This window comes from Catellatospora paridis (genome assembly GCF_009720365.1).
GTDB lineage: Bacteria > Actinomycetota > Actinomycetes > Mycobacteriales > Micromonosporaceae > Catellatospora > Catellatospora paridis.
Genome location: NZ_ML769312.1, coordinates 829820 through 855365 on the forward strand (window position 1 = coordinate 829820; position 25546 = coordinate 855365).

The window sequence follows — 25546 nt, forward strand, 5'->3', positions numbered from 1 at the left end:
TTGGGTTCGGGCCCCGGGTGGGAACTCAGCAGAGCATCAGCACCGCGTCTTCGCGGTGCCCGGCGTACGGGGGTACGGCCATGAGGTTCCTGCGAGTCATCTGCGTACCGGCCGCGGCACTGGCCGTCGCGCTGCTCACCACGGCCACACCGGTCGCGGCGGCGCCCGTCGCGCCGCAGGACGCCGCATATCTGGTCGCCGCGCATCAGGCGAACCTCGCGGAGATAACGATCAGCAATCTGGCGGCGACCCATCAGGGCGCCTCGCCGGTCGTCGTACGGCTCGGCGCGGAGTTCAAAGATGATCACCAGAAGCTCGACGACGCGCTGATGTCCGTGGCGCAGCAGCAGGGAGTCGCCCTGCCGAACATGCCCAACACCGACCAGCAGGCCGTGGTGCAGCAGATGTACCAGCTGTCCCGTGCGCCGTTCGACCAGGCGTGGGTGCCGGCGCAGCTCAAGGCGCATGAGGCGGTGATGGCGGCGACCGAGGCCGAGATCGCCAAGGGCCAGGATCCCGCTGTCGTGCAGCTCGCCAAGGACGCGCTGCCCGTCGTCGCCAAGCACCATGAGCAGCTGATAGCCGCGGCGGCGCAGCTCAACGTGCAGATCCCGGTCACGCCCGCTGGTACTGCTCCCAGGTGACCTTCGGGTCGACCACCGGGCCGTCGTCGGCGCCGCGGTTGGCGAGGCCGTTGAGGCCCAGGTAGTAGTCCCCGGCCTGGTTACGGGCCGGGGTCGACTGATCCGTGTCGGCCAGCGCGATCGCGTGGATGTGATACGGCCAGTTCCCCTGGGACGGGGTGCGCAGCCAGGCGGCGAAGCCCACTTCGCGCAGCCGGCGGACGGCCGACGTGCGCTGGGTGGAGGTCAGGCCGTCCACGGCGAGGTCGAGCGCACCGCCGCCGTCGTGGGTGCCGGCAGAGGTCGGATCCTCCCCCGGGCTGTACGAGCCCTGCGTGACGGTGAACTGTCGGCCCAGCAGCCGTTCGGCTTCGAGCAGCATCGCCTTGGTACGGGCGTTCATCGGCACACCCCGGAAGGTGGTCTCGGCGCCGGGCGAGAGCGGGCGCACCACGGTGAAGCGCTGCTCGCCGAGCTTGGTCAGCGAGGTCGGGCCCGGCAGACCGGTGGCGTCCAGGCCGGTGTAGCCGAGCGAGCGCTGCCAGGCCGCGTACGCGTCGATGGTCTTCGTGCCGAAGTGCCCGTCGACGTAGGACGCCGCGAGCAGCCCCTTGGCCTGCAGCGCGCTCTCCACGAGCAGCACGCTGTCCCGGCTGCCCGGGGTGATCGCCGAGTCGGCGCGGCGCGGGTCGATCTGCGCGGCCTTGACGACGGCCTCCATGTCGACCGCGGGCAGCGCGGCCGACGCGTCCGCCGCCCACATCGCGACCGGCCCGGCCAGCGCGCAAGCGAGCGCCGCGCCCGTCAGCCGTCTCCTGGTGACCATGCGGCTCTCCCCACTGTGCGGCAGGACCCGGCCTGCCTGACGTCATCTCTGCGGGGCGAGGCTAGGCGGGGCCGCTACACCGGCGGTACACAGTCGCTACAGGCCGGTGCCGGCGGGGATGTCCGCTTGCCGATCGCGGCCTGTTGCCAGGTTTCGTCCAGCCGCCTCTGATCGAATGGCGTGCGGCGGAGAGGAGCGGGTATGACCGGAAGCGTGCTGCTCGGGCTGGGCGTGGTGACGGTGCTGGTGGTGGCCGCGTACACGGTCGTGTGCGCGATGCGCCCCGCGGCCGGGTACCTCGCGGGACGGCGCTGGACGCGGGCGTCGGACCGGCACGGCCGGGCCGCCCTGTCCTGGCTCACGGCCCGGGTCGCGGGCGAGATCGTGCTGCTGGTCATCGGCGCGGCGATCGTGTTCACGCTGGCGTCGGTGTTCGTGGAGGTGCTCGACGCCGTGGTGGACTCCGACGACCTGACCGTCGTCGACCGGCCCGCCGTGCAGTGGCTGGCCGAACACCGCACGCCGGGCCTCACCCGCCTGCAGATCGCGATCACCGACCTGGGCAGCGCGGTCGCGCTGACGCTGGCGGCCGTGGTGGCCGTCGCGGTCGTCGGCTGGCGCAGGCGCTCGTGGTATCCGCTGGTCCTGGCGCTGCTGACGCTGGGCGTGCTGCAGCTGATCGTGTACGCGATCAAGGAGATCATCGGCCGGGACCGGCCGAGCCCGCCCGACCAGGTGGTGACGGCCGCCGGTTACTCGTTCCCGTCGGGGCACAGTGCCAGTTCGCTGGTCGGGTTCGCGCTGCTGGCCTGGCTGGTGTGCATGCTGACGAGCAACCGCACGGTGTGGGCGACGGCGTGGATCGCCGCGGCCGCGGGCACCGTCCTGGTCGGCCTGTCCCGGGTCTATCTCGGCGTGCACTATCCCAGCGACGTGCTCGGCGGCTGGGCGCTCGGCCTGACCTGGCTGGCCGTGATCGCCGTGGCCACCCGCGTATGGCAGATGCGGTCGGCGACCAAACCCAGCCCGTGAAGTTTTCTCGGTCATGGCCCCCCGGCAGGCAGGTGACCTGCCAGGGGACCCCGAACAGGACTACGTGTTGGCCCCCCGCGCGGCGACCGCCCAGCGGTCGACGATCTCGCCGCCGGAGACGGCGATCAGCTCATCGGCGAGGTTGACGGTCGCGCACACGTGGTTCGGCACGACGCGCAGCCTGGAGCCGCGTTCAGGCAGTTCCGCGCCGGGCGGCACGGTGACCGTCGCGTGGTGTTCGGACAGTGCGGTGATGCGGGCGTCGGGCAGGTCGGGCAGCCGGCCGTGCCCGGTCGCCCAGGCGGACCGGTCCGCGGCGAGCACCTTGCCGCCCGCGTCGAGGATCACGTGGTCGGCGGACCGGCTGACCACCGTCGCCACCACGGCGAGCGCCACGTCCTCGAAGTCGCAGACGCCGAGTTCGACCTGCTGGGCGTCGTTGAAGACGTACACCCCCGGCCGGATCTCGTTGAGCGCCGCGACGTGGCTCCACGAGGCGGTGGGCGTCGACCCGCCGCTGACCACGTCGGGGTCGAACCCGGCCGTCCGCATCGCGTCGGCCGCCTCGACCAGCGCCACCGCCTCCTCGGCGGCGACGCCCTCGGCCAGCGCCGGGCCGTAGCCGTGGCCCGGGAACGTGAACACCCCACGTACCCGCAGGCCCGCCTTGTCCGCGGCCAGGGCGACCGCGGCGGCGTCGGCGGGACGCACGCCGCTGCGATGGTGCCCGCTGTCGACCTCCACCATCACCTCGATGTCGCGCCCGGCGTGCCGAGCCAGCGCCTGGGCGCTCTCGGCCGAGTCCACGCCGACCCGCACCGCGGCCCGGGCCGCGACCTCGCGCAGCCGTGCGCCGCGCGCCTGGTCGACCCACAGCGGGTACGCGATGAACAGGTCCTCGCAGCCGCCCGCGGCGAACACCTCGGCCTCGGCCACGGTCGCCACGGTCAGCCCGACCGCCCCCGCCGCGAGCTGCCGCCGGGCGATCTCCAGGCACTTGTGCGTCTTGGCATGCGGGCGCAGCGTGAGGTCGCGCTCGCGGGTGAACGCCGCCATCCGGGCGACGTTGCGGTCCAGCACGTCGACATCGACCGACACGTAAGGGGTGGGCAGGTACGTCATGCCATCATGCTGCCATTGCCCGAGCCCGGCCCAGCCCGCGGCGGGCAAACCGCGCCGCCGGCACCGCGACCACCACGCCCCGGTGCGATGTAGCCGCACGCGTGGCCGGATATCGGCCGATCATGAGAACACGCACCGTCCTGGCCGGACTGACCCGCGCCGCGGACCTGGGCGACGACCTGTACCGGATCAGCACCCCGGACCACTCGGGCATCGCACCCGACGTCGTCGAGTCGGCGGCCGCCACCAGCTGCACCTGCGCAGCACCGGCGAGAACGGCCCGGCCGCGGTGGAGATCCTGCTCGACCAGCGGGTGCGCTGGGATGCGCTTCTCCGGCGGTGCGAACGAGACCGGCCGCGCGGAGCCGTCATGATCACCGTTTCGGGTCAAGAACTGCGGTTGGACGCCGGTTTTCGACCCGAAACGGTGATCATGACGCGGCCCGTCATTCGGTACGCAGGCCCTCGGCGCGCATGAGCCGCCACAGCACCGGCAGGCTCAGCGCGGTGACCAGCAGGATGACGGCTCCGGCGATGCCGGACACGACGGCGATGCCGGTCCAGTCGATCGCCACCGGCTGATCGATGATCCGTAGCAGCACCGCGCCGAGGCCGAGACCCGCGGCGCAGGCCAGGACCAGGCCGAGCAGCACCGGCACCGCGGTCTGCCACAGGATCGCCCAGCTCATGGTGCGTCGGCGGGTGCCGAACGCGACCAGGACGGCCAGCAGCCTGCGCCGGTCACGCAGCTGCTCGAGGACGACCACGAGCAGGCTCGCGCCGATCAGCAGCAGGGTCACCGCGGCCCCGGCGAACAGCCCGCGCCGGATCTGGGCGAACTTGTTGTCGACGATCTTCGGGTTGAGTTCCCAGTTCGACCCGAGCGGGTCGAACTCCCAGCGGGTGTTGGTCACCCGGTCGGCCATGTCGGGCGCGGCCGGGTCCACGGTCAGCAGTGCCTGCCACTGCAGACCCGGCTGGTCACGGATCGCCGCCGGGAGTGCCGCGGGGGTGGTCAGCACGCCCACCGTGGCCCCGTAGAGCGGGTCGGTCAGTGGCCGCACGGTGCGCGCGCCGGCCGGAACCGTCCAGCGTGTCCGAGTGCCGTCCTCGCCGAACGTGACCGCGGTGCCGGGCGCCGGGACCTTCAAGTCCGGGTTGTCCACGAGGAACGTGTCGCCGTCGGCGCACTCGCCGAGCTCGGCGAGCTGGCGCAGCACGGCGCAGTCGCCGACCGTCAGCGGCGAGGACGGCTCCTCGCCGTCGGGCAGGACGGGCAGGTTCAGGCTCAGGATGCTGCGGGGCGTGACCGAAGTGACGCCCGGCGTCGCCGCGAGCCGGGCGGCGAACCCGGCCACGTCCGACCAGCCGTGCGGCAGGCGGGAGTAGACGGAGATCTGGGCGAGAGCCGGGTTCTGCCCGCTGTCGCGCTGGTAGTTGGCCTCGACGACGGCGAACATCATCTGCAGGCCGATCGCGCCGGCGACCGCCACGGCGACGCCGGTGACGGCGCGGGCCGACGTGCTGCCGTCGAGTTGGAGCCGCCGCATGGCGAGCTGCCAGGCGACCGGGCCGCCCTGGATCCGCCGGACGACCGACTGGACCAGCCAGGGCAGCAGGGTGGCGACACCGAGCAGGATGAAGCACACCCCGCCGATGACCTGCCATTCGCTGAACCTCTCGCCCTCCTTGCTGACGCTGCCCACCAGCGGCAGCAGCAGGAGCACGCCGACGACCGGCATGAGCAGGCGCCACCAGAGCCTGCGGCGGGCGTCGGCGCCGCGGCGCACCACGCCCAACGGCTCGATCATGACGCGGCGCAGCGACAGCACCGTGACGACGACCGCGGCCGCCGGCACGGCGACCACGATGAGCGCCGCTAGCACCGGGTCGGGCTGGACGTCGGACGGATACACGCTGATGTCCAGCAGGTCGACCGAGCCTACGAACGTGCGCCCGGCCAGGAACATCACCGCTCCGGTCGCGACCCCGAGGAGCGCGCTGAGCATCGCCTCACCCGCGGCGATGCGCCGGGCCATGCCGGTGTCCGCGCCGACCAGGCGCACCCCGGCCAGCCGCCGATCGCGGCTGTCGCCGCCGAAGCGGATCGCCGAGGCGACGAACATGGCGACCGGCAGCAGCAGCACCACGAAGATGATCACGACCAGGAGCAGCAGCACCGGGTCCAGCCCCTCGCTGGTGCTCTCCTCCCCGAAGCCGTTGCGGCGGCCCACGCCCGCGGTGTCGGCGGTCAGCTCGTCCGTGCCCAGATAGAAGGCCAGCTCGCCGGGACCCTGCAGGCCTTCGTCGGCGATGAGGGTGGTCGTCGGGTAGTGCAGCCGCTCGCGCAGCAGTGCCCCCTCCGGGGACAGCAGCAGCCGGGCCAATGCCGGGGACACGGCCATCTCGCCCGGTCTCGGCAGCGCGCTCAGGCCCGGCGGCACCACCGGCGAGGATCCCTCGGCCTGCAGCAGGCGCCCGCGGATCGACTGGCCGCCGTACTGCATGTCGGTGTAGCCGATCAGGGTGCTCCGGTCGGTGAGCTCCACCCGCATCCCGAAGTTCATGTCGGCGCGTGCGGCGCCGCGGTCGGTGCGGGCCTGCATCATGTTCGGGATGCTGACGGCGGCCAGCAGCAGTGCCACGCCGAGTCCCACGCCGACGGCGGTCAGCGCGGCGCGGGCCAGGCCCGAGCGGCCGCCGGCCAGCGCCATGCGTGCTCCGAGCAGCAGTTCCCGCAGCCAGGCCGGGCTCACGCGACACGCTCCAGATCCAGCGAGGCGCCGTCGCGGACCACGACCTCCCGGTCGGCGTACGCGGCGACCCGGGGCTCGTGCGTCACCAGCACCACGGCCGCGCCGGTGTCACGGGCGGCCTGGCCGAGCAGCTGCATGACCTTCTCGCCGTTGAGCGAGTCCAGCGCTCCGGTGGGCTCGTCGGCGAAGACGACCTTGGGCTCGGTGACCAGGGCGCGGGCCACGGCGACACGCTGGCCCTGGCCGCCCGAGATCTGGCCGGGCAGCTTGCCCGCCACGTCGCCGACCTCCAGCCGGTCGAGCCATTCGCGGGAGCGGCGCTCGGCCTCCTTGCGGCGCACCCCGTCCAGGCGCAGCGGCAGGGCGACGTTCTCGACGCAGGTCAGCTCCGGGACGAGCTGGCCGAACTGGAAGACGAAACCGAAGTCGCGGCGGCGCAGGGCGCTGCGCTCGACGTCGGACATCGCGGAGATCTCGCGGCCGGCGTACACGACGGTGCCGTCGTCGGGGCGCACGATGCCGGCGAGGCAGTGCAGCAGCGTCGACTTGCCGGAGCCGGAGGAGCCCATCACGGCGACGATCTCCCCGGCCCGGATGGTGAGGGAGGAGCCGCGCAGGGCGGGTGTGGTGCCGTACATCTTGAACAGGTCGGTGCCGACCAGCAGGGGCTCGGTCATGGGGTGGTTCTCCTTGCGGGGGTGGTCCGGGGTCACGGGCGGACTCGGGCGGCCAGTTCGTTGAGCCGGGCCGCGGTCAGTTCGAGCCAGCGCAGGTCGGCTTCGAGGTGGAACAGGGCGTGGTCGCAGATCAGCTGCTCGGCGAGGTCGCCACCGGTCTTGCGGCGGGTCACCTCGCGCATCAGGCGCAGGTGCTCGGTGCGCTGCACGTCGAGGATCTCGTCGGCGGGGCGGCCGGTCATCAGCGCGAGGACGACCTTGGTGTAGAGCACGCTCTGCAGGTAGGGCTCGGGCTTCTCGGGCTGGCTGAGCCAGGTCTGCACGTCGGTGATGCCGGCGTCGGTGACGGCGTAGCGCTTGCGCTCGGGGCCCTCCCCCGGTTCGAGGCCGTCGACGACGACCAGGCCGTTCTTGAGCAGGCGGGACAGTGTGGCGTAGACCTGGCCGTGGTGCAGGGGGCGGCCGGGTGAGAAGCGCTCGTCGTAGGCGCGCTTGAGGTCGTACCCGTGTCGGGGCTTGCCTTCGAGCAGGCCGAGGAATGAGTGACCGATCGACATGCCGAGACTGTACACCACACGTATACATCGTGTGTATACGTGTCGCGCATACCGCAGACTACGTCGCTCTCCGAGCGTCTGCCCAGGTCAACGGGTTACATAAGGATTACCGGCGCAGCGCGTGCTCCAGCTGAGCCTTGGTCATCGAGGAGCGGCCCTTGATGTTGCGCCGCCGCGCCTCCTCGTAGAGCTCGTCGCGGCTGAGCTCGCCTGCCGCGGGCGTGGGCGGCATGGACAGCATCCGGCCGGACTTGATCTCCTTCTTCGCCCGGGCGCGCGCCCGCTTGGCCTCCATCGCCAGGATCTCCTCGGTGCCGGGCACCCGGCTCGCCTTCGCCTCCGCCTCGCCCACCTTGCGCTCCATGGTGCGGACCGCCGAGGTCACGTGCTTGCGCCGACGGTCGCGTTTCTCGTCCGGGTCCTGCGGCATGACGTTCCCCTTCCGCGAGGCCACCGGCGCTACGCCGGGGCGAAGGCACTCACCTCGACCATCGTCGCCCGAACCCCGCCCGTCGCGGATCCGAACGGCATTACTCAGCGACCCGCCGCGGTCCACCCGGTCCACTGCGCCACGTCGACGGCCAGCACCGGGCCCGGCGGGGGCTGCGTCACGTACTGCGGGTAGCGGTCGGTCAGCAGCCTGAGTGCCGTCGCCGCCTCGGGGTCGTCGGCGGCCAGCACCCGGGCGGTGCCGTCGGCGCGGACCCACCACAGCGCGGACCAGTCGTCCTCATAGTGGTCGGCGAGCAGGCACACGCGCGGGTCGGCGGCGACGTTGGCCAGCCGGCGCAGGGCGAGGGTGCGTTTGGGCTTGCGGTCCACCGCGCTGTAGACGGTGTCCCCGGCCAGCGCGAACACCACCGGCACCAGGTGCGGCGCACCGGACGGGCCGACCGTCGCGAGCCGGGCGACCCGCGCGGTCGCGAAACGCTCCCGGTCCGTGCTCACCCCTTGGTGTACGTGCCGATCGCGTGCTCCCACTGCTCCAGACCCCGCTGGACGACCGCCTCGGGACCGGACGGCAGCCAGTGCATGGCCCGGTGCACCCCGGCCTCGGCCAGCCGCGCCAGCACGGCGGGGTCGGCCGGCACCGACATCAGCTGCACCTGGACGGGCCGCTCCGCCCGGGCACGCAGCTGGGCGATCCGTTCCAGCACGGCGGCGTCCTCGCCCCAGTTGGGCATCCAGCCGTCACCGAAGGCCAGCACCCGGTCCAGCACGGTCGGGCCGGTGCCGCCGACCAGGATCGGCGGGTGCGGCCACTGCGCCGGCTTCGGATACGCCCAGATCCGGTCGAAGTTCACGTGCTCGCCGGAGTAGCTGGCCTCGTGCCGGGCCCAGATCTCCTTCATCGCCTCGACCCGCTCGGCCATGATCGCCATGCGCACCTTCGGGTCGGTGCCGTGGTTGCGCATCTCCTCGCGGTTCCAGCCCGCGCCCACGCCGAACTCGAACCGGCCGCCGGACAGGTGGTCGATGCTGGCCACGGCCTTCGCGGTGTGGATCGGGTCGCGCTGGATGACCAGGCAGATGCCGCTGCCCACGCGCAGCCGCGAGGTCGCCTCCGCAGCCGCGGTCAGCGCGACGAACAGGTCGTAGCAGTGCCAGTACTTGGGCGGCATCTCCCCACCCGGGTAAGGGCTCTCCCGGCTGGCGGGGATGTGGCTGTGCTCGGCGAAGAACAGCGCGTTCTGACCGCGGTCCTCGACGAGCCGGGCGACCTCGCCCGGACTCATGCCGTCATGGGTCGGGAAGTAACCGACACCGAACTCCATACCGTGCCCCCCGTCCGTGCCGCCGCTCGCCAGCATATGCACTGATACCGGGCCTAACCCGGTATATCGACGGCGGCTCGCGGCGGCGCGGCTCTAAACGTCCGTGGGCAGCGTGGCCAGCCAGTCGGCCGGAGCCAGGGAGGCCGGCGGGCGGCTCTCGCGGGCGAACCGGTTCGCCCAGCGGCGCGCGTTCTCGTTGTACGGCGCAGTCATCCCGTGCAGCCGCGCCAGCAGCACGATCTCGCCGCTGAGGTGATCGGCCTCGATGTGCCCGGTGCCGCGGGCGAGGCTCTGCCACGACGAGCCGCCGCCGCGGGAGTCGGCGACCGCGGCCTTCAGGATGTCGGCCCGGCGCTCGTCGTCCTCGTCCTCGGGGGTGTACGCGATACCGGCCGCGTCCAGCACCGCGGCCGCCTCGGCGCGGATCCGCCCCACTATCTCCCGGACACCCTCGGCCCGCCCGCACACCGCATCGACCGCGTTGCCGACGTTGCGCAGCAGTTTGCCGTACTTCCAGCGCATGATGTCGGGGCGCGGCTCGCTCTGGTAGCCGGCCTTGCGGAACGCGGCGGCGATCGACTCGGCGGCGTCGTCGACGCCGGACGGGAAGCGGCCGATGTCGAGCAGGCCCGGCACCGGATGGCAGTCGGCACGGACCACGCCGGGGGTCAGGTGCGTGGTGGGCGACATGACGCAGACGCCGTACACGTGCTCGAAGACACGCAGGGCCTGGCGCTCGTTGTCGACGCCGTTCTGCAGGCAGACGACGGGCGTGGCGGCGGGGGCGCAGGCGGCGAGGTCGCGCAGCGCCGCCTCGGTGTCCTGCCCCTTGACCGCGAGCAGCACGACATCGCCGTCGTGCCACTCGATCTCGGCCGGCCCGGCGACGGCCGGCACGGCCATGGTGCGGGTGCCGGAGCCGTCCTGCAGGGTCAGCCCGTGCTCCCGGATCGCGGCCAGGTGGCCGCCGCGGGCGACCAGGACCACGGACTGGCCGGACAGGTGCAGGTACGCGCCGAGCACGCCGCCGACCGCGCCGGCCCCGTAGACGATGAAACGCATCCGGCCAACCTACCCGCGGCCCTGCGAGGTGCACGCCGCGGAGCGGCGGATCACTCCACCGGGTGTCCGCCGTCGCCGTCGACGATGATGTCCATCTCGCCGTCCTGGGTGAGGTCCACCATGGTCACGTCGGGCTGCCCGTCGCCGTCGGTGTCCGACTGGAACAGGTCGGCCTTGCCGTCGCCGTCGGTGTCGATCGCCCACAGGTCGGGCTGACCGTCGCCGCTGGTGTCGAGCGCGAGGATCTCGTCGTGGCCGTCGCCGCGGGTCTGCACAGTCTCCGTCATGCCGGCCCCGATACCCGGGCGCGCCGGTGTTATGCCGGGTCGCTGTCGCCAGTACCCCCGGTGCCCGGGGTGCGGTCCGCACCGGGCGGGCCTGACGTCGCATTGAGGCACGCCGCGAATCTGGTACATCGAAGATCATCACGTTACGCTCGGGCTGAATCTCGCACGGGGGACAGACTTCGACACCGCCTGCGTCTTGCCTCCGTCCCTTCAGATGGAGGTCGGCATGCTATTGACCAGCAGTGCGAAGCGGTTGGCGGCGCTCATTCTCGTCGTCGCGGCAGCCATGGTGGCCCCGCAGCCCGCGGCGGCCGGGCCCGCCCCGAACACCCGGCAGGTCGCGGCGGGGGTCTGCTCCGGCAACAACAACTGCGCGTACATCACCGACAGCGGCGGCAACGTCATTCCCGCAGCCACCAACAACGGCACCTTCACGCAGTGCGGGAGCGGCTACTTCTGCATGTGGACGAGCCCGAACCTGGGCGGCACGTTGTACAAGCTCTACAACTGCGGCAGCTACAACCTGTTCTACTGGAACGCGACCGGCACGGTGTACAACCACCAGTACGGCAATCCGGCACCGACCGTGTACTTCTACAACGCGTCCACCGGGACCGGGGTGCCTGCCAACACCACCGTCAACGCGTTCAACTACCTGCCGTGGGATGACGTCAACGTCTGCTGACGGCGCACCGGACGCGGGCCGGGCCGACGATCAGCCGGCCGCGAGTGTGCCACTCGCCGTCGCCGGGAGAGTTTCCGGCGCCGCGGCCCCACCCCGCCAGGGGGTCGGACGTCATAGCTAGAGGGGTGTTCGAACCGCGCTCCCGAGCCGGACCACGGGAGGGCGACATGACCACGGATGCCAGGACGGTACTGGTGATCGGGGCGACCGGGCAGCAGGGCGGCGCGGCGGCCCGTGTGCTGCTGGCCCGCGGCTGGGAGGTGCGCGCGTTCGTCCGCGACCCCGGCTCGGTCCCGGCCCTGCGGCTGCGGGCGGCCGGGGCCCGGCTGGTACGCGGGGACCTCGACGACCCCGGGTCGCTGCTCGCGGCGATGACCGGCGCGTACGGCGTGTTCCTCGCGCTGCCGGTGTTGGACGGACCGCTGGTCACCGCCGCGGACGTGGCCGGGGAGCGGCGGCGCGGTTTCTCGGTCGTCGAGCAGGCCGCCCGGACCGGCGTCGGGCATCTGGTCTACAGCTCGGTCTTCGGGGCGGACAGCGGCACCGACATCTCCTACTACGACAGCAAGTCCGCGATCGAGACCCGGATCCGCGCCCTGGGCGTGCCGTCGACGGTGCTGCACCCGGTGTCGCTGATGGAGAACTTCGCCACGCTGACCCGTCCCGCGATCACGCAGCGCGAGGTGATCGTGCCGCTGGCGCTGCACCCGCAGACGCCACTGCCCATGATCGCGGCACGCGACGTCGGCGAATTCGCCGCGGCCGCCTTCGAGCGCCCCGACCGGATGCACGGCGTCACCCTGGAGATCGCCGGGGACGTGCGCACCGGACCGGAGATCGCGGCGGCGTTCGGCCGGGCCGCGGGCCTGCCCGGCCGGTTCGCCCGGCTGCCCGCGGAGAACCTGCGCGCGTTCGACCCCGAGCTGGCCCGGATGTTCGCGTGGATCGACTCGCGTCCCGCGGTGCCGAAGCCCGCCGCCCTGTACGACCTGCACCCCGACCTGATGACCCTGGAGACCTGGATCGGCACGACCACCGCTTGGCGCGGCGGCCACCTTCCGTTCGGCGGCTGGGTGGCCTGACCGGCCGCGGGACCGAAACGGGCTACCAGTCCGCCGCGCCCGCGAACGACGTCGGGTCGGGACGGTAGCCGAGCGTCCGGCGCGCGGCTGTGATGTCCAGGGTCCGCTCGACGGCGAGGTGGCTGATCGCGTACCGGGTCAGCCGCGGCGGGCTTGCGGAACGGAACAGGCGGTGCAGCCCTTCGGCGGCGGTCGCGACCGGCCACACCGCGGCGAGCGGGAGGTACACTGGTCGGGCGGCGATGCCGCGTTCGGCCAGGATCGCGCGCAACGCGTCGTCGAGCACGACGGGGGCGGCATCGGCGACGTTGAAGACGCCCCGGCGCACCGGTCCGCACGCGGCGAGCATGCACGCCTGCACCAGGTTGCCGACCGAGGTGAGGCTGATCAGCTGCCGCCCGTCGCCCACCGCGGTCAGCCGCGTGCCGCGCACCGCGGCCAGCACCCGGGGCAGCAGCGTGGTGTCGCCGGGCCCGTAGACGGCATGCGGGCGCAGGACGATCGCGGGCCGGTCCGGCGCCGCGTCGACCACGACCCGTTCGGCCGCCGCCTTGGACTCGCCGTAGGCATTTAGGTACCTGCCCGCGGGGGCCTGGTCCTCGGCCGCCAGCACCGTCGGCCGTCGGGGGTCGTACACACTCGCGGTGCTGACGTGCACGAACCGCGCTTCGGGCCAGGTGGCGAGCGCGTGCCGGGTCCCGTCGACGTTGACGGCGAAGAACTCGCGGCGCGGTCCCCAGTCGGTGACGGTGCCCGCGCAGTGGACCACCGCGTCGGCCTGCGGCGGGTCTGCCAGTGGGCCGCCGGTGAGGTCCCACTGGCGGTACGCGGCCGTGCCGACGTGGCCGGACGGCGGTGCCGGGCGGCGTCCGAAGCCGACGACGTCGTGCCCCGCGCCGGTCAGTGCCCGGCACACCGCGCCGCCGACGAAGCCGGACGCGCCGGTGACCACGATCCTCACCGGTGCACCGGGCCCGGCGTCACCAGGTCGCGCAGCGCCGCCCGGTCGACCTTGTGCCCTCGCCCGGAGCGGGGCAGGCGAGACAGCAGGACGATGTCGTCGGGCAGCGCGTCGTGGTCGACGATCGCGGGCAGCTCGCGCCGCAGCCGGGCGGGCAGCGCTGCCGCGGTGGCCGGGTCGTCGGCGACGACGGCGAGCACCACCCGCTCGTCGCCGTGCTCCGGATCGGGCACCCCGACGTACACGGCCTCCGCGACGCCGGGCAGCGCGGCGAGCGCGGGTTCGTAGAGTCCGGGATAGAGGTTGAACGAGCCGCGGATCAGCATGTCCTTCTTGCGGCCGAGCAGCACCAGGCGGCCTGCGGCGTCCAGGCGGGCCAGGTCGCCGGTGGGCAGCCAGGGCGACGGCGGCTCGCCGAGGTAGCCCGGGCTGCGGTTCGGCCCGGCCAGCAGCAGTTCGCCGTCGGCGGCGAGGCTGACCCGGACACCGGGCAGCGGCGCGCCGAGCAGGTCGCCTGGGTCGCCACCCTCGGCGTGGGCGATCTTGTCGGCGGCGGTGGCGATCGCGACGGGCAGCATCTCGGTCATCGCGTACACCGACAGCACCTGCGCGTGCGGGGCGGCCGCGACGGCCCGGCGCAGCACCCCGGCGGGCGCGGGCGCGGAGCCGAGCAGGATGTGCCGCAGGCTCGGCGGCAGCGGGCAGCCGGCCGCGTCGAGAACCTCGGCCAGCCGCACCGGCACGCAGTACGTGTGGGTCGCCCGTCGCTGCCGCAGGTGCTCGGCGAACACGGCGGCGGAGCCGGTCAGCGGCGGCAGGGACCAGCGCGCGCCGGAGGCGAGCGTGGGCAGGCCGAGCATCAGCTGGTCGGTGTGCACGACGTCGCCGGGGCCGAGCGGCACCCGCTCCCGCAGCAGCCCCAGGGCGGCGGACAGCGAGGCGCCGGTGTGCACCACGGCGCGAGGGCGGGCGGTGGTGCCGGAGGTGAAGATGACCGCGGCGGGGGCGTCCGGGTCGGTGACCGCATCCGGCTCGGCCGACGATGTCGTGAGCAGCCGGTGCAGCGCCAGGGCGCCCGGAGGCACGCCGGGCAGCCAGCGTCCGGTGTAGACGTGGCGGGCCACGTCCAGCGCGGACAGGTTCGGCAGCAGCAGGCCGCGGCGGCGGGCGTACGCGCGCACCGGGGCCAGCCGACTCGCCGCGTACAGCACCGACTCGGCCGCGGACCAGCGCGGGCGGGCCAGGCGCATGCGGGCGGTGAACAGCTCCGGGCCCGCGCCGGGGTCGGCGAAGATCACGCAGCCGCCCGCGGCGACCACGGCGATGGCCAGCACCAGCGACTCCGGCGACGGGCGCACCGAGAACAGCACGCCGTCCCCGGGGCGCAGCCCGTTCTCGCGCAGCCCGTGGCGCACCGACAGCACCCGTCGGCGCAGCTCGCCGTAGGTCAGCTCCGCACCGTCGCCGGCCACCATGGCCACCGCCGACGGGGTCCGCGACGCCTGGGCCAGCACCTTCTCCACGAGGCTCATCGACCCACCGCCGATCCTGCGCGGTCCGGCCTCATCGGTCCGCTCCGCCGGGTCCCACGGGCTCGAACGAGCGGGCCGACCTGCTCACCACCAGTTCGCGGTAGGTCGGGATCAGCACGCCACGTGCCGCCCTCCGGCGCACGATCCGCAGCGGCGCGGCCGCCAGCACGGTCCGGGCGACCGCCCGGATCTCGGCCATGGCCAGCGGATACCCGATGCAGAAGTGGGGTCCCGCGCCGAACCACAGCCGCCGCAGTTCCGGCGGGTGCGGCCGGTCCAGGTCGAACGGCCCGTAGGCCCGGCAGCAGTTGTGCGTGGCGATGAGCACCCGGTCCCCCGGCCGGACGGGCACCTCGCCGATCTTCGCCGAGGCGTGCACGCTGCGCAGCATCACCGGCGTCGGGGTGCTCACCCGCATCGCCTCCTCGACGGCGGGGTCCAGCAGCGCCGGGTCGGCCGCGACCCGGTCCAGCTCCCCGGCGTCGTGCAGCAGGGCGACCAGGCGCGGCACCAGGGTCGCCACGGTCTCGGTGCCGGTGAGGAAGAACGCGCCCGCAGCGCCCCGCGCCTCGGCTTCGGAGATGCCCAGCGCCCGCATCCGGCCCATGACCGTGGCCTCGTCCCCGGCCCGGTAGGCGCGTGCCGCGATCTCGCCGACCGGGGTGAGGACCTCGCGGGCTTGGCGCGCCTGTGCCTGGGACAGCGTGCGGGTCCGCAGCGTCACCATCGCCACGATCTGCTCGCCGCGCTGGAACATGGCCCGGTGGTCGTCCGCCGACTGCGACTCCAGGCCGACGACGGCACAGATCACCGCGCCCGCCGCCGTCCGCATGGTGTCGACCAGGTCCACCGGCTCGCCGCGGCCGAGCCGTTCGGCGAGCGCGGCCAGCGGCCCGGCCAGCACCTGTGCGCACAGCCGGTCGGCATACGCCGGGGTGAACAGCTCCGCGAGCCTGGCGCGCAGTGCCCGGTGCGCCGGACCCTCCATGTTGAGCAGCACGGACGGGCCCAGGATCGGGGTCCACAGGTCGCCGGACGAGCCCGGCCCGTCCTTGCGGAACGTCTCGCCGTCGAGCAGCACCGCGCGGGCCAGGGCCGCGTCGTTGACGACCACGCCCAGGCCGGGCACCCGCACGACCGGCCCGCGCCGGGCGAGCAGCCGCAGCAGCGGGTACGCGAACGGGTGCGCGCGCAGGTGGAGCCGCCGCTCCCAGGTGCCCGGGTTCACCGGATGTCCACCCGGTCCGGGGTGTAGCGGTGGTCGGCATACCAGGCCAGGGTGCCGACGAGGCCGTACGCGCGCAGCCGCCGGACCGAGCCGTGCACCAGCATGTCGCGGCGCAGGCCGTAGTCGCCGGTGAGCCGGCGCACCCGGTTGACCAGCGCCCGGTCCTCGTGGACCTCCTCGATGCGGGTGCGCGGGAAGCCGCCCGCCGCCTCGTAGAGCTCGGCGGTGATGGCCAGGTTGCAGCCGGGCATCATCACGTACGGGCCGACGTACGCCGGGTCGCGGTTGCCGGGCCGGAACCGGCCGAACGTCGCCGCGAGCGACACCACGGAGGGCAGCAGCCGGCGCTCCCACCAGCGCAGCGGGAACTCGTCGGCGCGCGGGCGCAGCGGCCCGCTGACCATGCGCAGTCCGGCGTCGAACCCGCGGCGCACGGCGGCGATCCAGCCGGGCGCGGGCAGGCAGTCGGCGTCGGTGCGGGCCAGCAGCGTCGCACCGTGCGCGATGGCGTACCGCATGCCGGTGTCGGCCGCCGCCCCGGTGCCCTTCACCGGCTCGCCGATCACGTGCAGGTCCAGCCGGTCGGCGAACCCGGCGGCGATCGACGCGGTGGCGTCGGTGCTGCCGTTGTCGACCACGACCACGGTGAACGCGGGGTCGCTCTGCTCGGCCAGCCGGTGCAGCGTCGCCCCGATCGAGCGCTGCTCGTCGTACGCCGGGATGACGACCCAGAGCCGGTGCGCCATCACAGCTCCGCGAACATCACGCCGAGGCTGACCCCGCCGGCCAGGCCGATCAGCGCGACCCGGTCGCCGGGGACGCAGCGCCCGTCCTGGACGGCCGTGGCCAGCTGCAGCGGCAGCGTGACGCTGGCCAGGTTGCCGTGCTCGGGCAGGGTGACCACGAGCCGGTCCGCCGGGACGCCCAGCCCGGCGCGCAGCTGCTCCAGATAGGGCAGCGCGACCTGGTGCACGGCCACGACGGCGAAGTCGTCCCAGGTCAGGCCGGTGTCGCCGAGCGCCTCCAGGAACAGCCGGGCGCCGTTGCGCACGAACACGTCGCGCAGCCGCCGCCCGTCGCCGCTGAAGAACGTCGCGTCGGGATCACGCGGGCGCATGGTGCCGCCCGCGGGCAGCGTGCCCACGTCCCAGGCGGTGGAGTCGGCCGCGAAGCGACGGTGGAACACCCCGCCCGAGACGGCCGGTTCGAGCAGCATCGCCGCCCCGCCGTCGGACAGGGTGTAGCCGGCGAACGCGTCGATGAACTGGGCGCGGTCGCGCACCTGCCAGCGGATCGCCCGGGACGGCACCTCCCCGGAGCAGACCAGCACCCGGCGGTGCTGGCCGGTGACGATGAGCGCCTCGGCCAGCTGCATCCCGTTGAGGAAGCTGTTGCAGGCGTTCTTCACGTCGAACACCGGGCAGCTCGCGCCGAGCTTGGCGGCCACGATGTGCGCGGTGGCGGGCTCGATCAGGTCCTGCGACGCCGAGCCGAAGATGATCAGGTCCACGTCGGACGCGGCCAGGCCGTGCCCGGCCAGCAGCTTCTCCGCGGCCGCCACGGCAAGGTCGGAGGCCTGCACGTCGTCGGCGGCGTAGTGCCGGTGCCGGATGCCGGTCAGCCGCTCCACGATCGTGGCGTGCGGGACGAACCCCTGGCTGTGCTCGGCGATCCGGCGTTCCACCTGTGCGCTGCTGACACGCACGGGGGGCAGGTGCGCCTCCACCCCGACGATCCTGGCTCTCATCGCACCCTCCCGCACGGCCGGGCCGCCCACGGGCGTCCCGGCATGGCCTACCATCTGAGCACCGTAGTCGGAGGATGAGAATGCTTCGCGGTCTGGTGACCGAACACGGACAGGCGCGCAGGCACGAGGCCCGGCTGCTGCGGGCGGGCAACCCGGCACTGTGGACGCTGCTGACCGTGGGCCGTCTCCTGGGCCCACTGGTGCGGCTGCCCCGGCTCGGCTGGGTGGTGACCGATCCGGTGCTGGCCCGGCGCATCCTCAACGACCCCGCGTTCAGCATGGTCGGCGAGGGCGGCGTCGGCGACCTGTGGGGCCAGCTGTTCGGGCCGGAGTTCGCGTCGTTCTTCGCCGGTGCGCGCCACGCCGAGCTGCGCTCGCTGGCCCGGGACCTGTTCACCGAGGACAGCGCCCGCCTGCTGGTCGACCGGGTGCAGGGCCCGCACCACACCCGGCTGCGGGCCCGGCTGGCGGCGGGTGAGGAGGTCGACCTGGCCGCGGTGGTCCGCACGACCTCGGCGTACACCGTCGCCGATCTGCTCGGGGTCGCGGTGTCCGATGACGACGCGGCGCTGGCGCTGTTCGCCTCCGCGGAGCGGCTGGCCGCGCTGGCGCTCGGCACGCAGGCGTCCACCGCGCTCGCCCCCGAGGTGATCGCGAAGGCGGGTGCGCTGGTCGAGGCGATCACCGGCGGCGTCGGGCAGGCGTACCACACGGGCGGCCCGGACACCATCCTGGGCCGCTGCCGGGACCTCGACCTGGGCCTCGACCTGGCGAAGGGGCTCACCACGCTGCTGGTCATCGCGGGCACCGAGACCGGCGCGTCCTCGCTGACCCGCACCGTGGCGCTGCTGCACGACACCGGGCAGCAGCACCGGCTGCTGGCCGATCCGGCACTGACGGCCAACGCGGTGCGCGAGGGGCTGCGCGTCACCACCCCCGCGCCGGTGATCGGGCGGCACATCGCCCGCGACACCGAGCTCGCCGGGCGGCGGCTGCGCCGGGACGGCCGGGTGATGATGCTGACCTACGTGGCCGACAACAAGGCCGGGCCGTTCGACATCACCCGCGCGTACGTGCCGGAGACCCGGCAGCTGTGGTTCGGCGCGGGGCGGCACCTGTGCCTCGGCGCGGCGGTGGCCAGGGTGCAGCTGACCCGGCTGCTGGAGACGCTGACCGCCGACGGGCGGCCGTGGCGGGTCGTCTCGCGGGCTCCCGCGCGGCAGGTGCTGGTGCCGACGTACGAGTCGCTGCGCATCCGGACGGCCTGAACCGGCGAAACCTTTTCGCAGCCCGCGCCGTCGGGAGTGGACCATGCCCCGCTGATGGGGCTGTCGTGGCGGCACCATCGGGGCGCAACGCCGTGCGCGCCGTTGCCGAAAAGGTTTTCGTAAGTCATCGTGGCACCTGTCGATGCACCGGCATCCCCGGCCAGCCGGCCGGTTCCCGGCGAGAGGAGCACGGACCCCCGACCCCAGCGACCCGCGGTGGCGGGCACCCGCCACCACCCTCAGCCCTGAACAGGTGAGGCACCGACCAGCCCCGCGGTGACCGGGTAGGCACGGCTCCCCCACGGCGCGTCCCGCCGGCCGGGAGACGGCGTGCGCCGCGGCGGCCCATGGCGGCGCCCCGCCGAGCCCGCCCCTGCCCGGAGGACGCGAACATGACACGCTCCCGACTACTGTCCCTGCTCACCGTGCCCGCCATCGTGGCCGCGACGCTGTTCGTCCCGCAGCCCGCCGCCGCGATCGTCACCTTCAGCACCACCGCCGTGAACTCCAACGGCGGCAACTGCGCGGCCCTGCCTGCCGGCAACACCGCCAACCTGGTGCAGCTCACCCAGCAGGCCTGCAACTCCGCCACGTACCAGCGGTTCACCTTCACGCCGGTGTCGGGCACCACGGACACCTACACCATCGCCACGTCGACGTCGGGCAAGTGCGTCGACGTCAACGGCGCGTCCACGGCCGACAACGCCACGATCATCCAGTGGCCCTGCCACACCAACCCGAACCAGCGGTGGCGGCTCACGCCCGTGACGGTCAGCGGCACCGACAAGACGTTCAACGTCGTGTCGGTCGGCTCCGGCAAGTGCATCGTGCCCAGCGGCGGGTCGTCGGCGGCGAACACCGGGCTGGTGCAGCTGCCCTGCAGCACCGCGACGAGCCGGGTGTGGCGCCTGCCGTCGTACGTCACCGACAGCACCGGCGTCACGGTCACCAACCCCGGCAGCCGCTCCACCGCCGTGAACACCGCCACCTCGCTGGCCCTGCAGGCCGCCGGCGGCTCCGGGGGCTACACGTGGACGGCGAGCGGCCTACCCGCCGGGCTGAGCATCAACGGCTCGACCGGCGTGATCAGCGGCACCCCGACCACCGTGGCGTCGTACACCGTCACCGCCACCGCGACCAGCGGCGGCGTCAGCGGCAGCACGACCTTCAGCTGGACGGTCACCTCGGGCGGCACCACGAACACGTTCACCAACCCGATCAAGGCGCAGGGCCCGGACCCGTGGCTGCAGTACTACAACGGCTACTACTACCTGGCCACGACCACCTGGAACCGCACCATCACCATGCGCCGGGCGACCACCATGCGCGGCCTGGCCACCGCCACCGACCAGGTGCTGTTCAACCTGACCAACCCCAACGGCGCGGGCACCATGTGGGCACCGGAGTTCCACCTGCTCAACGGCCCCAACGGGCTGCGGTGGTACTTCTACTACACCGCCGGGCAGGAGCCGTACAACCTGGGCACCCAGCGCATCCACGTGCTGGAGAGCGCGGGGACGGACCCGATGGGCCCGTACAGCTTCAAGGCCGACCTGCTCGACCCGACGGCCAACAACACCTGGGAGCTCGACCCGGGCATCCTGCAGCTCAACGGCCAGCTCTACCTGCTCGGCACGTTCTACAACGGCTCCCAGCCGCTGTTCATCCGGCCGCTGAGCAACCCGTGGACCGCCAGCGGCACCCGCCGCATCCTGACCACCCCGACGCTGAGCTGGGAGACGGTCGGCGGGGCGGTCGCCGAGGGCGGTGAGGTCCTGCAGCGCAACGGCAGGACGTTCATCATCTACTCGGCCAGCCACTGCTCCACCCCGGATTACAAGCTGGGCATGCTGACGTACAACGGCACCGGCGACCCGCTGCTGTCGTCGTCCTGGACGAAGTCCGCCAACCCGGTCTTCCAGCGCTCGAACGCCAACGGCGTGTACGGGCCGGGCCACAACGGCTTCTTCAAGTCGCCCGACGGCACCGAGGACTGGATCGTGTACCACGCGAACAGCTCGACCAGCGGCGGCTGCGACATGAACCGCTCCACCCGGGTTCAGAAGATCACCTGGAACGCCGACGGTACCCCTAACCTCGGCGTACCGGTCGCGACCGGCGTCACCCTGGCGGCGCCCTCAGGAGAGCCGGCGTCGTGACCCGTAGCCGCCCGCCGCCGCCGAGCCACGGTGGCGGCGGGCGGCCGCATCCGGGCCGGAACTTGTCGCCCGGTACTGGAGTGAATGAGCGTTTCACAGAATGATGTCCGCTTCTACCGGCTAACCTCGCCGCATGTCCCCCGCCAGGATCATCGTGGCCGAGATCACCGGCCCCCGCCCGCTCGTGTGTCGGGCGCACCCGGGGCGGCCCGGCACCGGCCGGCCGCTGCGCCGGGACTTCCTGGTCGGCAACACTTCCGGGCACCGCACCGGTGACCCGTGAGACCCTGCGACGGCCCGTCCGGACCGGCCCGCGGGCGGGCGTCGGCGCGCCGATCTTCGACAGTTTCACGATCGAGGGCCCCCGCGGGGGCTACACTCTCGGCCGCACGTGGTGGTGGGCCGCGTGTACCGGCGGGAGCGGGATCCAGCTCGTCCCCGCTGCCTGCTGCACCGCCGCGACGGGGCGCTGCGGGTGGTCGCGCACCTCCACCACCAGGGGATCAACCAGCCGTCGAAAAGGTCCGTGAGGGCCGCAAGAAAGACCCTCGCGGCCGCGAACCGAAACGACGGCCCCGGCGTTGAACCTGCAACACCCCGCCGCTGCCGAGATGTGATGCGGAACAACATCGGCGGGACTGGAATAGGCGACACAGTGACGGTGTTCCAACGGTGCGTCACGAGGGGGGAGAGAAGACCATGGCAATCACCGACTACGACACGCCCCGCACGCCCGCCGTCGAGGAAGACAGCCTCGAGGAACTGCGGGCACGACGGGACGCGCCCAACGCTTCGGCGGTGGACGTCGAGGAGAGCGAGTCCTACGACCTGCCCGGCGGCGAACAGCTCGACGAGGAGCTGACCGTGCCGGTCGTGGCCCAGCAGGCGGACGAGTTCCGCTGCACGAAGTGCTTCCTGGTCCGCCACCGCAATCAGCGGGCGGCGGCCGGCAAGGACGTGTGCCTCGAATGCGCCTGACCTGACCAAGGGCGGCGGCTGCGGCCCGGGTGCGCGAGCGTCAGCTCTGCGCGGCCCGGGCGGCCCCCGCCCTGGCGGGCCGCCCGTACCCGAGGTACCCGCGCCGGTACTTCGGGTCACGGTTCCGTCCCGTTACGGGACCTGCGGTCCTGCGGTGCCCTGAGCGGGCAGCTCGGGGCCCGCGATCTTGTCCAGCACCCAGCCGACGGCCACCCCGATCATGATCGCCACGCCGGCGGGCAGGGTGAAGGCCAGCCAGCTCGGCGCGTCGGCCAGATTCAGCGCGAAGTTGACGAGCACGAGCAGCGCGGTGGCCAGCAGCGTCCCGGCCACGCCGCCGCGGTAGGTGTAGACGCTCACGCCGCCGAGCACCACGACGGCCACCGCGATCAGCATGCGGTCCCCGGTGGTGGCGAAGGCCCCGCCGAGCTGACCGGCCAGCGCGATGCCGCTGACCGCGGCCAGCAGGCCGGACCCGGCGAACCCCAGCACCGCGCCGAGCAGGCGCTTCGCCTGGAAGCGCGGGACCTCACCGTCGGGCCGGGTCACCGTGAACGCGCGCCGCACACCCGCGCTGAGGAAGGCCGCTCCGCCGGCCAGGGTGCCCAGTACGAACAGCGCCGCCCAGGCCCACACCGCCCACTCCGCGTGCGGACCGTCGGGCAGTGGGAGCCCCCGGGAGTCGGCCAGGCCCAGCGCGACACTCTGCGCGACGGCGAGGCCGCCGAGCGACACCGCCCAGGCGGGAGCCGAGGTGAGCCCGACGAGCACACCGAGGATGAGCGAGAACAGCACCACGATCACGACCGCGGTGACCCCGGCGAGCAGGCCCGGCCAGCCTTGCTGGGCGAGCTTGGCGTAAACGACCCCGGCCAGCGCCGCCAGCGCCCCGACGGCGAGGTTCGGGTTGCCGGTGCGCAGCGAGAAGGCGAAGCCACCGGCGAGCAGTCCGATCGTGGCCAGCGACATCCACATGCCGTGCCCGAAGGCCTCGCCGTCACTCTGCACGCCGACGACCAGCGCCGCGATGGCGACCAGCACGAACAGGATCGCTTCCCAACCGAGGTGCGACAGCAGGGCCGCGGTGCGCCGGGGCGCGGGCGGGGGCACGTCGGGGCCTGTCACGGGCGGAGCCATGGTCACCACGGGCGAACCTCCACTGACGGTCGTGAATGGACAGCTGTCCACTATAGACCGGCTCAGCCGACGTGTCACCGGCCCGCCGACGCTGTTCGCCGCCTCGCCGCCTCGTCGCTTCGTCGCTTCGTCGCTTCGTCGCTTCGTCGCTTCGAGCCCACGGTGGTCGGCGGCGTTTGCGTGGACCGCGGTGATGGAGATCGGATAGGCTGGCTCACGGAGCGCCGGGAAGTCTGGTCGGCATCGGCATTCGTCGACCGCCAGAACAGGAGTTCCGCCCGTGCGCGCGTCCGATCTCGTGGTGCCCTACCCCACCGTCGCCCTGTCCACGCCCGCGATGGACACCGTCCACCTCCTGGCCGAGGCCGATCTGCCCGGCCTCATCGTGGTCGACGGCGCGGGCGCGCCGTTCGCGGTGCTGCCCGGCACTCAGGTGCTGCGCCTGGCCGTGCCGTCGTACTTCCAGGACGACCCGAACCTGACCCACCTCGTCGATGAGGCCGCGGCCGACGTGTTCATCCGCGAGCTGGGCGCGCGGACGGTCCGCGAGCTGCTGCCGCCGCAGCCGCACGAGCTGCCCGTGGTGCCGCCGGATGCGACCGCGCTGGAGATCGCCGCGTTGATGGCGCGCACCCGCAGCCCGCTGGTCGCCGTGGTCGACGGCGGCACGCTGCTCGGCGCGGTGACGCTGCACGGCCTGCTGGACCGGGTGGTGCCGACGTGAGCGGGCAGGCCTGGCTCGCGCTGGCGGTGTTCGCGGTCGCCTACGTCTTCATCGCGACCGAATGGGTGCACCGGGTCGCGGCGGCGCTGGGCGGCGCGGTGGTGATGCTGCTGATCGGCGCGACCGACGCCGAGCACGCGTTCTTCTCCGAGGAGTCGGGCATCGACTGGAACGTCATCATGCTGCTCATCGGCATGATGCTGATCGTGGCGGTGCTGCGGCGCACGGGACTGTTCGAGTTCGTGGCGATCTGGGCCGTCAAACGCGCCCGCGGCCGTCCGTACCCGGTGATGGTCCTGCTCGTGGTGCTCACCGCGGTCGCCTCGGCGGGACTGGACAACGTGACCACCGTGCTGCTGGTGGCGCCGGTGACGCTGTTCGTCTGCGACCGGCTCGGCCTGCCCGCGGCGCCGTTCCTGATCGCCGAGGTGATGGCGTCCAACATCGGCGGCACCGCCACCCTGATCGGCGACCCGCCCAACATCATCATCGCGAGCCGGTCCGGGCTGACCTTCAACGACTTCCTGAACGTGCTGGCCCCGATCGTGGCGATCCTGCTGGTCGTGTTCCTGGGGCTGTGCCGCTGGCTGTTCCGGGACGCGTTCCGCAGCGACAACGCGAAGATCGCGGCCGTGATGGCGATGCGCGAGCGCGACGCGATCCGCAACCCGCGCCTGCTGGCGATCAGCCTGGTCTTCCTCGCCGTGGTGCTGGCCGCGTTCGTGCTGCACTCGGTGCTGCACCTGGAGCCCGCGGTGGTCGCGATCGTGGGCGGACTGCTGCTGCTGGCCGCGTCCCGGCTCGACCCGGACGAGATCGCCCGGGACGTCGAGTGGCACACCCTGATCTTCTTCGCAGGGCTGTTCATCATGGTCGGCGCGCTGGTCAACACCGGAGTCATCGACGCCGTCTCGGCGGCGGCCGTCGAGGCCGTCGAGGGCAGGCTGTGGGGCGCGACCATGCTGCTGCTGTGGGCGTCGGCGGCGCTGTCGGCGATCGTCGACAACATCCCGTACGTCGCCACGATGAGCCCGATCGTCGCCGACCTGGTCAAAGCCGACGGCACGCCGCAGGGCAACGTGCTGTGGTGGGCCCTGGCGCTGGGCGCCGACCTGGGCGGCAACGCCACCGCGATCGGGGCGTCGGCCAACGTCGTCGTGCTCGGCATCGCCGAACGCGCGGGCAAGCCGATCTCCTTCTGGCAGTTCACCAAGTACGGCCTGGTCGTCACCGTGATCACCGTGGCGATCTGCGTCCCGTACCTGTACCTGCGCTTCTTCTGACCGGCACGGAGGTAGGAGCCGGGCGGTCGGCTGCCCGATGCCGAC

Annotated in this window: 27 protein-coding genes; 11 read left to right on the forward strand and 16 right to left on the reverse strand. The window is 73.0% G+C overall.

Annotated features, from left to right (window positions below; all coding sequences use genetic code 11):
* Positions 1 to 80 precede the first annotated feature (80 nt).
* Complete coding sequence (locus F9C41_RS03745) at positions 81 to 644, forward strand: DUF4142 domain-containing protein (RefSeq protein ID WP_155385135.1); 564 nt, start codon at positions 81 to 83, stop codon at positions 642 to 644.
* Here the strand turns inward: F9C41_RS03745 and F9C41_RS03750 are convergent.
* The gene (locus F9C41_RS03750; RefSeq protein WP_155385137.1) at positions 616 to 1449 is read right to left on the reverse strand and encodes a peptidoglycan-binding protein; all 834 of its coding nucleotides are present in this window, start codon (positions 1447 to 1449) and stop codon (positions 616 to 618) included. The genes F9C41_RS03745 and F9C41_RS03750 overlap by 29 nt on opposite strands.
* Before the next feature lie 201 nt (positions 1450 to 1650).
* Here F9C41_RS03750 and F9C41_RS03755 point away from each other — a divergent pair, with 201 nt between their 5' ends.
* Positions 1651 to 2481 (forward strand): phosphatase PAP2 family protein, encoded by an 831-nt coding sequence (locus F9C41_RS03755; RefSeq protein ID WP_155385139.1) that lies wholly within the window; start codon positions 1651 to 1653, stop codon positions 2479 to 2481.
* A gap of 60 nt (positions 2482 to 2541) precedes the next feature.
* Here F9C41_RS03755 and F9C41_RS03760 read toward each other — a convergent pair whose 3' ends face one another.
* Positions 2542 to 3603, reverse strand: a complete 1062-nt coding sequence (locus F9C41_RS03760; protein WP_155385141.1) for an alanine racemase — start codon at positions 3601 to 3603, stop codon at positions 2542 to 2544.
* Between the two features lie 122 nt (positions 3604 to 3725).
* Here F9C41_RS03760 and F9C41_RS03765 point away from each other — a divergent pair, with 122 nt between their 5' ends.
* Entirely contained in the window at positions 3726 to 3977 is a 252-nt protein-coding gene (locus F9C41_RS03765; RefSeq protein ID WP_155385143.1) for a hypothetical protein, read from the forward strand.
* Between the two features lie 72 nt (positions 3978 to 4049).
* Here the strand turns inward: F9C41_RS03765 and F9C41_RS03770 are convergent, their stop codons facing one another.
* The 8 genes from F9C41_RS03770 to F9C41_RS03805 all read right to left on the reverse strand — a co-directional run bounded on the left by F9C41_RS03770 (position 4050) and on the right by F9C41_RS03805 (position 10717).
* Complete coding sequence (locus F9C41_RS03770) at positions 4050 to 6359, reverse strand: FtsX-like permease family protein (protein ID WP_230689270.1); 2310 nt, start codon at positions 6357 to 6359, stop codon at positions 4050 to 4052.
* Positions 6356 to 7036 carry an ABC transporter ATP-binding protein gene (locus F9C41_RS03775; protein WP_120322093.1) on the reverse strand — a complete coding sequence of 227 codons (681 nt, stop codon included), beginning with the start codon at positions 7034 to 7036 and terminating at the stop codon, positions 6356 to 6358. The genes F9C41_RS03770 and F9C41_RS03775 overlap by 4 nt, the downstream gene beginning before the upstream one ends.
* Before the next feature lie 32 nt (positions 7037 to 7068).
* Entirely contained in the window at positions 7069 to 7593 is a 525-nt protein-coding gene (locus F9C41_RS03780; RefSeq protein ID WP_155385145.1) for a PadR family transcriptional regulator, read from the reverse strand.
* A 106-nt stretch (positions 7594 to 7699) separates the two neighbouring features.
* Complete coding sequence (locus F9C41_RS03785; protein ID WP_155385147.1) at positions 7700 to 8023, reverse strand: plasmid stabilization protein; 324 nt, start codon at positions 8021 to 8023, stop codon at positions 7700 to 7702.
* A 104-nt stretch (positions 8024 to 8127) separates the two neighbouring features.
* A complete protein-coding gene (locus F9C41_RS03790; protein WP_230689271.1) occupies positions 8128 to 8541 on the reverse strand; it encodes a TIGR03668 family PPOX class F420-dependent oxidoreductase in 414 nt (137 codons plus the stop codon).
* Entirely contained in the window at positions 8538 to 9368 is an 831-nt protein-coding gene (locus F9C41_RS03795; protein WP_155385149.1) for an LLM class F420-dependent oxidoreductase, read from the reverse strand. The genes F9C41_RS03790 and F9C41_RS03795 overlap by 4 nt, the downstream gene beginning before the upstream one ends.
* Before the next feature lie 93 nt (positions 9369 to 9461).
* A complete protein-coding gene (locus tag F9C41_RS03800; RefSeq protein ID WP_155385150.1) occupies positions 9462 to 10430 on the reverse strand; it encodes a ketopantoate reductase family protein in 969 nt (322 codons plus the stop codon).
* Between the two features lie 50 nt (positions 10431 to 10480).
* Positions 10481 to 10717 carry a hypothetical protein gene (locus F9C41_RS03805; protein ID WP_155385151.1) on the reverse strand — a complete coding sequence of 79 codons (237 nt, stop codon included), beginning with the start codon at positions 10715 to 10717 and terminating at the stop codon, positions 10481 to 10483.
* A gap of 226 nt (positions 10718 to 10943) precedes the next feature.
* Between F9C41_RS03805 and F9C41_RS03810 the strand changes: the two genes are divergently transcribed.
* Together F9C41_RS03810 and F9C41_RS03815 are read left to right on the forward strand one after the other, a co-directional pair.
* Positions 10944 to 11402: a hypothetical protein gene (locus F9C41_RS03810; protein ID WP_155385152.1), complete on the forward strand. Its 459-nt coding sequence runs from the start codon at positions 10944 to 10946 to the stop codon at positions 11400 to 11402.
* A 167-nt stretch (positions 11403 to 11569) separates the two neighbouring features.
* A complete protein-coding gene (locus F9C41_RS03815; protein WP_230689272.1) occupies positions 11570 to 12484 on the forward strand; it encodes an NmrA/HSCARG family protein in 915 nt (304 codons plus the stop codon).
* Between the two features lie 22 nt (positions 12485 to 12506).
* On the opposite strand, the gene F9C41_RS03820 is transcribed toward F9C41_RS03815, so the two are convergent.
* The 5 genes from F9C41_RS03820 to F9C41_RS03840 are packed head-to-tail and all read right to left on the reverse strand — an operon-like array spanning position 12507 to position 17952.
* Positions 12507 to 13445: an NAD-dependent epimerase/dehydratase family protein gene (locus tag F9C41_RS03820; protein WP_155385153.1), complete on the reverse strand. Its 939-nt coding sequence runs from the start codon at positions 13443 to 13445 to the stop codon at positions 12507 to 12509.
* A complete protein-coding gene (locus tag F9C41_RS03825) occupies positions 13442 to 14977 on the reverse strand; it encodes a class I adenylate-forming enzyme family protein (protein WP_155385154.1) in 1536 nt (511 codons plus the stop codon). Before F9C41_RS03825 ends, F9C41_RS03820 begins: the two co-directional genes overlap by 4 nt.
* 31 nt (positions 14978 to 15008) lie before the next feature.
* Positions 15009 to 16205 carry a cytochrome P450 gene (locus tag F9C41_RS03830; protein WP_155385155.1) on the reverse strand — a complete coding sequence of 399 codons (1197 nt, stop codon included), beginning with the start codon at positions 16203 to 16205 and terminating at the stop codon, positions 15009 to 15011.
* Positions 16202 to 16951, reverse strand: a complete 750-nt coding sequence (locus F9C41_RS03835) for a glycosyltransferase family 2 protein (RefSeq protein ID WP_155385156.1) — start codon at positions 16949 to 16951, stop codon at positions 16202 to 16204. Before F9C41_RS03835 ends, F9C41_RS03830 begins: the two co-directional genes overlap by 4 nt.
* Entirely contained in the window at positions 16951 to 17952 is a 1002-nt protein-coding gene (locus F9C41_RS03840) for a 3-oxoacyl-ACP synthase III family protein (RefSeq protein WP_155385157.1), read from the reverse strand. The genes F9C41_RS03835 and F9C41_RS03840 overlap by 1 nt, the downstream gene beginning before the upstream one ends.
* A 95-nt stretch (positions 17953 to 18047) precedes the next feature.
* Here F9C41_RS03840 and F9C41_RS03845 point away from each other — a divergent pair, with 95 nt between their 5' ends.
* The 4 genes from F9C41_RS03845 to F9C41_RS03860 all read left to right on the forward strand — a co-directional run bounded on the left by F9C41_RS03845 (position 18048) and on the right by F9C41_RS03860 (position 22357).
* Positions 18048 to 19220, forward strand: a complete 1173-nt coding sequence (locus F9C41_RS03845; protein WP_230689273.1) for a cytochrome P450 — start codon at positions 18048 to 18050, stop codon at positions 19218 to 19220.
* A 392-nt stretch (positions 19221 to 19612) separates the two neighbouring features.
* Entirely contained in the window at positions 19613 to 21379 is a 1767-nt protein-coding gene (locus F9C41_RS03850; protein ID WP_155385158.1) for a family 43 glycosylhydrolase, read from the forward strand.
* Positions 21380 to 21512: 133 nt separating this feature from the next.
* Complete coding sequence (locus F9C41_RS03855; protein WP_155385159.1) at positions 21513 to 21662, forward strand: hypothetical protein; 150 nt, start codon at positions 21513 to 21515, stop codon at positions 21660 to 21662.
* Between the two features lie 416 nt (positions 21663 to 22078).
* Positions 22079 to 22357, forward strand: coding sequence for a DUF4193 family protein (locus F9C41_RS03860; RefSeq protein ID WP_120321023.1), 279 nt, complete (start codon positions 22079 to 22081; stop codon positions 22355 to 22357).
* Between the two features lie 132 nt (positions 22358 to 22489).
* Here the strand turns inward: F9C41_RS03860 and F9C41_RS03865 are convergent, their stop codons facing one another.
* A complete protein-coding gene (locus F9C41_RS03865) occupies positions 22490 to 23503 on the reverse strand; it encodes an ABC transporter permease (RefSeq protein ID WP_155385160.1) in 1014 nt (337 codons plus the stop codon).
* A gap of 271 nt (positions 23504 to 23774) precedes the next feature.
* On the opposite strand from F9C41_RS03865, the gene F9C41_RS03870 reads away from it, so the two are divergent.
* A complete protein-coding gene (locus F9C41_RS03870) occupies positions 23775 to 24218 on the forward strand; it encodes a CBS domain-containing protein (RefSeq protein ID WP_155385161.1) in 444 nt (147 codons plus the stop codon).
* On the forward strand, positions 24215 to 25501 hold the full coding sequence (locus F9C41_RS03875) for an ArsB/NhaD family transporter (RefSeq protein WP_155385162.1): 1287 nt from the start codon (positions 24215 to 24217) through the stop codon (positions 25499 to 25501). The genes F9C41_RS03870 and F9C41_RS03875 overlap by 4 nt, the downstream gene beginning before the upstream one ends.
* The last annotated feature ends 45 nt before the right edge of the window (positions 25502 to 25546 follow it).

What these genes read in the sequence shown, in the direction of transcription:
- F9C41_RS03745 (WP_155385135.1), top strand. Translation starts at nt 81, where the DNA reads ATGAGGTTCCTGCGAGTCATCTGCGTACCGGCCGCGGCACTGGCCGTC.
- F9C41_RS03750 (WP_155385137.1), bottom strand. Translation starts at nt 1,449, where the DNA reads ATGGTCACCAGGAGACGGCTGACGGGCGCGGCGCTCGCTTGCGCGCTG.
- F9C41_RS03755 (WP_155385139.1), top strand. Translation starts at nt 1,651, where the DNA reads ATGACCGGAAGCGTGCTGCTCGGGCTGGGCGTGGTGACGGTGCTGGTG.
- F9C41_RS03760 (WP_155385141.1), bottom strand. Translation starts at nt 3,603, where the DNA reads ATGACGTACCTGCCCACCCCTTACGTGTCGGTCGATGTCGACGTGCTG.
- F9C41_RS03765 (WP_155385143.1), top strand. Translation starts at nt 3,726, where the DNA reads ATGAGAACACGCACCGTCCTGGCCGGACTGACCCGCGCCGCGGACCTG.
- F9C41_RS03775 (WP_120322093.1), bottom strand. Translation starts at nt 7,036, where the DNA reads ATGACCGAGCCCCTGCTGGTCGGCACCGACCTGTTCAAGATGTACGGC.
- F9C41_RS03780 (WP_155385145.1), bottom strand. Translation starts at nt 7,593, where the DNA reads ATGTCGATCGGTCACTCATTCCTCGGCCTGCTCGAAGGCAAGCCCCGA.
- F9C41_RS03785 (WP_155385147.1), bottom strand. Translation starts at nt 8,023, where the DNA reads ATGCCGCAGGACCCGGACGAGAAACGCGACCGTCGGCGCAAGCACGTG.
- F9C41_RS03795 (WP_155385149.1), bottom strand. Translation starts at nt 9,368, where the DNA reads ATGGAGTTCGGTGTCGGTTACTTCCCGACCCATGACGGCATGAGTCCG.
- F9C41_RS03800 (WP_155385150.1), bottom strand. Translation starts at nt 10,430, where the DNA reads ATGCGTTTCATCGTCTACGGGGCCGGCGCGGTCGGCGGCGTGCTCGGC.
- F9C41_RS03805 (WP_155385151.1), bottom strand. Translation starts at nt 10,717, where the DNA reads ATGACGGAGACTGTGCAGACCCGCGGCGACGGCCACGACGAGATCCTC.
- F9C41_RS03810 (WP_155385152.1), top strand. Translation starts at nt 10,944, where the DNA reads ATGCTATTGACCAGCAGTGCGAAGCGGTTGGCGGCGCTCATTCTCGTC.
- F9C41_RS03815 (WP_230689272.1), top strand. Translation starts at nt 11,570, where the DNA reads ATGACCACGGATGCCAGGACGGTACTGGTGATCGGGGCGACCGGGCAG.
- F9C41_RS03825 (WP_155385154.1), bottom strand. Translation starts at nt 14,977, where the DNA reads ATGAGCCTCGTGGAGAAGGTGCTGGCCCAGGCGTCGCGGACCCCGTCG.
- F9C41_RS03835 (WP_155385156.1), bottom strand. Translation starts at nt 16,951, where the DNA reads ATGGCGCACCGGCTCTGGGTCGTCATCCCGGCGTACGACGAGCAGCGC.
- F9C41_RS03840 (WP_155385157.1), bottom strand. Translation starts at nt 17,952, where the DNA reads ATGAGAGCCAGGATCGTCGGGGTGGAGGCGCACCTGCCCCCCGTGCGT.
- F9C41_RS03850 (WP_155385158.1), top strand. Translation starts at nt 19,613, where the DNA reads ATGACACGCTCCCGACTACTGTCCCTGCTCACCGTGCCCGCCATCGTG.
- F9C41_RS03855 (WP_155385159.1), top strand. Translation starts at nt 21,513, where the DNA reads ATGTCCCCCGCCAGGATCATCGTGGCCGAGATCACCGGCCCCCGCCCG.
- F9C41_RS03860 (WP_120321023.1), top strand. Translation starts at nt 22,079, where the DNA reads ATGGCAATCACCGACTACGACACGCCCCGCACGCCCGCCGTCGAGGAA.